The sequence below is a fragment of the Halomonas sp. genome (genome assembly GCF_014859505.1).
Classification (GTDB): Bacteria; Pseudomonadota; Gammaproteobacteria; order Pseudomonadales; family Halomonadaceae; genus Halomonas.
Genome location: NZ_JACUUD010000158.1, coordinates 1 through 5285, shown reverse-complemented (window position 1 = coordinate 5285; position 5285 = coordinate 1). Strand labels below are relative to the sequence as shown.

The window sequence follows — 5285 nt, the reverse complement described above, 5'->3', positions numbered from 1 at the left end:
AGGGGCCGGCTTGGCTGCGGGTGGACGAGTGGCCGCCGCGCAATGGCCCTACCGCGTATCGATTCGTGGAAGCGGGCTGGCAGACCCTGACCTTCGACGCCGCAGCCGATGGCAAGGATCGCTACTACCGCCTGTATGCCCAGCGCCAGTCGCCAGAGGCCAGGCTGCTTGAGCCGGGGGTAGTGAAGGCGCGCCTTGCCGCTCCTGCCAGAGGGCCATCCCCGCCGCCTGCGCCTGCCGAGCCCGTTTCCTGGCAGCCGATAGATCGTTACTCTCCCGGCGCCGGCCTGAGCAGCTGGGAGGGCTACATGCGTCTTGTCGAGCGCGTCGAGGGTAGCGAGGAGGATGCCACTCCCGTTCAGGGCGGCAGTTTCCTCGAATCTGGCATCAGTTACCGCTTTCGCGAGCGGGACAGGCGGCTCTTCAGTCGCAGCGACCTGCTCCTGCGCCGGCTGGATGAAGACGAGAACATCCTGGGCGCTCGGCAGTGGGTGGATTTCTACCCCGAAGAGAGCGACTGGCAGCTTGGCTTTCTCGGCGAGGCCTATCTCCAGCCCAGCCAGGTCGATGGCCTCCAGGGCGACAATCACTGGTCTGCCAGGCTGCAGGGAAGCATCGAGAGGACCTACCGCCTGTCGCCCTGGCTTCGGCATGAGCCGGGCATTACCCTGAGTCAACGCTGGTTGAGCCTGGATTCCGTGCCGTCGGCGGTCCTCCCTAAGCTGGATCCCGATATCTACACCCCCTACCGAGCCGATCACCGACGAAGCCTGAGGCTTGCCGACCGCCTCACCTGGGTCCCCCATCTGGACCAGCGTGTCTATCTCGAGGGTGCCCTGGTCAGCAACGAGACGCTTAACCCCTTCGATATTGACCACCTCGAGATCACCACGGCAACCAGGCAACTGTTTGGTTCCCTGGCGGGGGAGGCGGGCTTTCGCTGGCGTCGCTTCCTCAACGACGATGACCGTGATGCGAGTTTCGATCGCAGACGGTTCTTCCTGGGGGGCAACCTCCTTCGCTGGGGAGAGAGCGCCAATGCGCTGACCCTGCGCGCCGAGGCCAATTACGATATCGATCGCAGTGATGTCGGCTGGGGGCTGAGAATCGGTTACGAGGTCAACGGAGGGCGCCTGAGCCCGGCCAGGCGTCCCGATGAAATCGACTTCCTGCCACTGCGAAGGGCGCAGCAGCGCCATCGTGTCGACACCAATCGCCTGGATCCCGTCTACCCATGAAGCGCATCGCCGACCACCAGCTTGAAACGCTCCTTACAGCAGGGCTCTCCGCTCCCTGGCAGCGGGTGAGCCGGCGCCAGATTGCCGCCATCCTGGCCTTCCTCCGCAGGAGCGGGCGCAAGCTTCCGAAGGATGACCCGAACGCCCTGTGTCGGGTGCTCCTGGGTACCCTGCTCGACTGGATCGAGTTCCAGAGAAAGCAGATCGAACGCTTGCATGCCAACCATCATGAGTTCACGGCTCGGCTGGGCAGCGCCGGCTCCGAGACGGAGATTCGCGGGCATGTTCTTGACTATGCCCAGACCCTGGGGGCGAGCAGGCGTCAGTTAATGGGTGATCGCCGGGCTTTCCGGCGCTGGTTCGGCCCCGATGCCGTCGGTGAGCGCTACCAGAAGCAGTTCGCGGATAGCGAACGCCACCTGAGTTTCAGTCTGGAACGGTTGGGGGTCCTGGGGGCCCACTACCTGGGGGAAGGCGAGGTCACGGCGGAGGAGGGCATTCAGCGCTGGCGTCAACTCGACCTGGAGAAAGGCATCGGGGATCTACTCGCCTATGAGGGCGATCTGCGCGTCAGGATCGCCGCCTTTCGTGGCCTTGCTCGTGTCATCCGTGCCTTGCCGGCGGAGGGCCAGAAACGCTATCTGGGTAACAATACGCTGAACTACACCTACCGTCTGGCAATGGACCACCGCCAGCCCGTATGGCTGCAGACCGAGGCCCTTTCACTGCTGAGCGCCATGGGCGATCCCTCGGTGGTGGAGATCATCGGGCACCGCCTGAGCCGGTCGGTCGATGGCGATGACTTCTTCGTGCGCCAGCATGCGGTGCAGGTACTCGCCGATCATGCCGATGTTCCGGGGCTCGGGGCAATGCTGGACACTGCCTCACTTGACCCGAGCCCTACGGTGCGCCAGGCGCTGATCGACCTCCTTGTGCGCCTTCGTCATCCCTCGCTCGAACACTACCTGCCGACCCTGGCCCTCGAGGATGACGCCAGGGAAGTCAGGGGCTTTGCGGTGCATTCCTTGATCCGGCTGATAGAGAGTGACGTCTCCTTCCTCCCCTTCGTCCAGCAACTGACCGAGCGTGGCGCCCGACATGAAAGCGTGGCGACCACCCTGCGCCTCTACTGCCACATCATTCCCGCCATCGCCGCCGTCCTGCTCCGGGAGGGGCAGGAAAAAGCGCTTGAGCACTGGTCACGGACCGGCTTTGCGGTTCTCACCGAGCTCCATACCCGTGCGGAGGATCTCAGGGTGCGACGCTGGGCTGCCCAGGCACGCGAATCGCTCTGGTGCATTGCCGACCCGGCGGCTCGCGACCTTCACCGGGAGCTGGGCAGCCAGGTGGCAGCTGCGCCCCTGCGCAAGCGTAGGAACCTGAAGATTCCGGTGCAGACGGAGGATGACCGGCTGGGTCGTGTGCTGAGCGCCTTGACCCAGGAGGATTTCGGGCTGGATGCCAGCCGTTCCGGCAACCGGCTCTTGTTGCGTCGCTGGGAGTGCTTTCGCTTTCGACTCTGGCGGGCATGGCACGAGTTGACTCACTCATCGCCGGATAAACGCCAGGCCGGGCATCACACTATCGGGCGGGTCTATTATGGCCTCCTGCAGGTGCCTTCGGCTCGAATGTCCGAGCTGAGCCCCACCAAGGTGCCGGGCGAGCCCCTGCACATGAAGGACGAGGATGGCTGGCGTCCCTATCTTCCCTTGATTGACCAGGTGATATCGAGCCTGGACCAGTCCTGGCCGACCCGGCCAATGAAGATCTACACGAGCGAAGGCGTGACCGAGATCACACCTCCCCGGGGACTATTCCCTCGTTTGCGCGCGCGGTTGAAACTGACCTTTCGCTTTGCCCATTACGCCCGGCTGCGTAACTGGGAGGCCGACAGCGGCGGAGCGGCGAACAGCTACATGACAGCCCTCCAGGCGCTGGGCTTTGGGGTGGGTTTTCGTACCCATACCGACGAACAGGCCAGGCCATTGCCCGCGGATCCGGCCGTCCAGCGCTTCTTTCCGGCTTTTGCCTTCCCGACGCTGCTTGTCGGCTGGTGGCATGACTACACCTATTACTTCGTCTCCGTCTATCAGAACACCCTGCGTCAGCTGATCTACTTCCTGGGTGGCATGCTGGCCCTCTTCGTCGGGCGCCACGTCTGGGTCAATGTCACCACGCGACGCGCTCGCAACAAGATTCCGCTGGTGATCGGCGGCTGGGGAACCCGGGGCAAATCGGGTACCGAACGCCTCAAGGCCGCACTCTTCAATGGCATGGGTTTTCACGTGATCTCCAAGACCACGGGCTGCGAGGCGATGTTCCTGCATGGCTACAGCCATCGCGACCTCCAGGAGATGTTCCTTTTTCGCCCCTATGACAAGGCCACCATCTGGGAGCAGGCGGACCTGGTGAAGCTGTCCAGGAAGCTCGATGCCGATGTGTTCCTCTGGGAGTGCATGGGCCTGACGCCCTCCTATGTTCGTATCCTCCAGAAGCAGTGGATGCGCGACGACATCTCTACCATCACCAACACCTATCCCGATCACGAAGATATCCAGGGACCGGCGGGAATCGATATTCCCATCGTCATGACCGAGTTCATTCCCCGGCGCTCCACGCTGATTACCAGCGAGGCGGAGATGCTGCCTATCCTGCAGCAGGCGTCGCAGAAACTCGGCACTCAGTGCTACCACATCGGCTGGATCGAGCCGGAGCTGCTTCCCGGCGATACCCTGTCCCGTTTCCCCTACGAGGAGCATCCCACCAACATCGCCCTGGTGCTGCGCATGGCTGACGAGTTCGATATCCCCCACCTTTTTGCGCTCAAGGCCATGGCCGACCACGTGATTCTCGACCTGGGGGTACTCAAGGTCTATCCGCTTGCCCATGCTCGGGGCCGCAAGTTGCAGTTCACCAACGGCATGTCTGCCAACGAGCGCCTCGGTGCACTGGGCAACTGGAACCGGCTGGGATTCGACAAGCAGGATCCCGAGGCCGAGCCCGGCGTCTGGATCTCGACGGTGATCAACAACCGGGCCGATCGGGTCGCCCGCTCCCGGGTTTTCGCCGATATCCTGGTCAATGACATCACGGCGGATCGCCACTTTCTCATCGGCACCAACCTCGAAGGCTTGATGGGTTATGTCGAGGAGTCCTGGAAGACGCGACGCGAGGAGACCACGCTCTGGCCGCGCTCTCAGGTCGATCCCGATCCCCGAGTCGAATGGCTGCGCATGGCCAGGCGTCTGCGGGTTCCTACCTCGGAGAAGGCCGTGCTGGGAAGACTCTCGGCTATGCTGGAGGGCCTGGGGGTGGAGCACGAGTCGCAGGGGCTGGCAGAGTCCCTGGACGATCCCTCAGGCTACCTGAAGGTGCTGGAGGGGGAGCCTCTGGCCGCTAATTTCGAGACGATTCTCACTCAGCATCGTAGCTATTATCGAGAGTGGCAGGAGTTCAGCGAGCTCGACCGGCGGATAGCCCAGGATCCAGGACCCTCGGAAGCGCTCAACGAGCAGGCAAGAGACCTTCTCTGGAAGTGGTTTAGGGATCGGATCGAGATCGTGCGCTCTCCCTTCGTGACCGGCGAGCAACTGGTCAACCTGATCTGCGAGCAGACGCCGCCTGGCTATACCAACCGCGTACTCGGCATGCAGAACATCAAGGGGCCGGGTCTGGACTGGGTCTACCGCTGGCAGGCTTGGGACAAGATCTATACCGCGGGACAGATGATCCTGACCGGCAACCGCGGCGAGGCTACCCGGGGGCTGCAGTTCCTGGCCAGCTTCCAGGAGTACGGCCTGCTTTCGGCAGAATACATGCAGGACCTGCTGCACCGGGCACGCGAACTCCCCGTGGCACAGAGCGAGAGCTTCCAGGCGGAACTCAGGCTTATCGCCGCCAATCTCGAGGCCAGGAGTCGGTCCGCCGACGAGGCAAGCCATTCCCTTGATGAGCCGGCGGGGGGACTCTGGCTGATGCTTGTGACCTGGGTGGAGAAATTCCTCGATGTGGGCGATGCCGTTCGGCGCCGTCGTATTGCCAATCGCA

The 5285-nt window shown here is 63.2% G+C and carries 2 protein-coding genes; both read left to right on the top strand.

Annotated features, from left to right (window positions below; genetic code table 11):
* Positions 1–1238, top strand: a 1238-nt coding sequence (locus IBX53_RS14285) for a hypothetical protein (RefSeq protein ID WP_290910497.1), incomplete at its 5' end; no start/stop codon positions are given.
* Positions 1235–5285 (top strand): hypothetical protein (locus IBX53_RS14280; RefSeq protein ID WP_290910494.1); only part of this gene is annotated, 4051 nt, incomplete at its 3' end. The genes IBX53_RS14285 and IBX53_RS14280, both read left to right, overlap by 4 nt.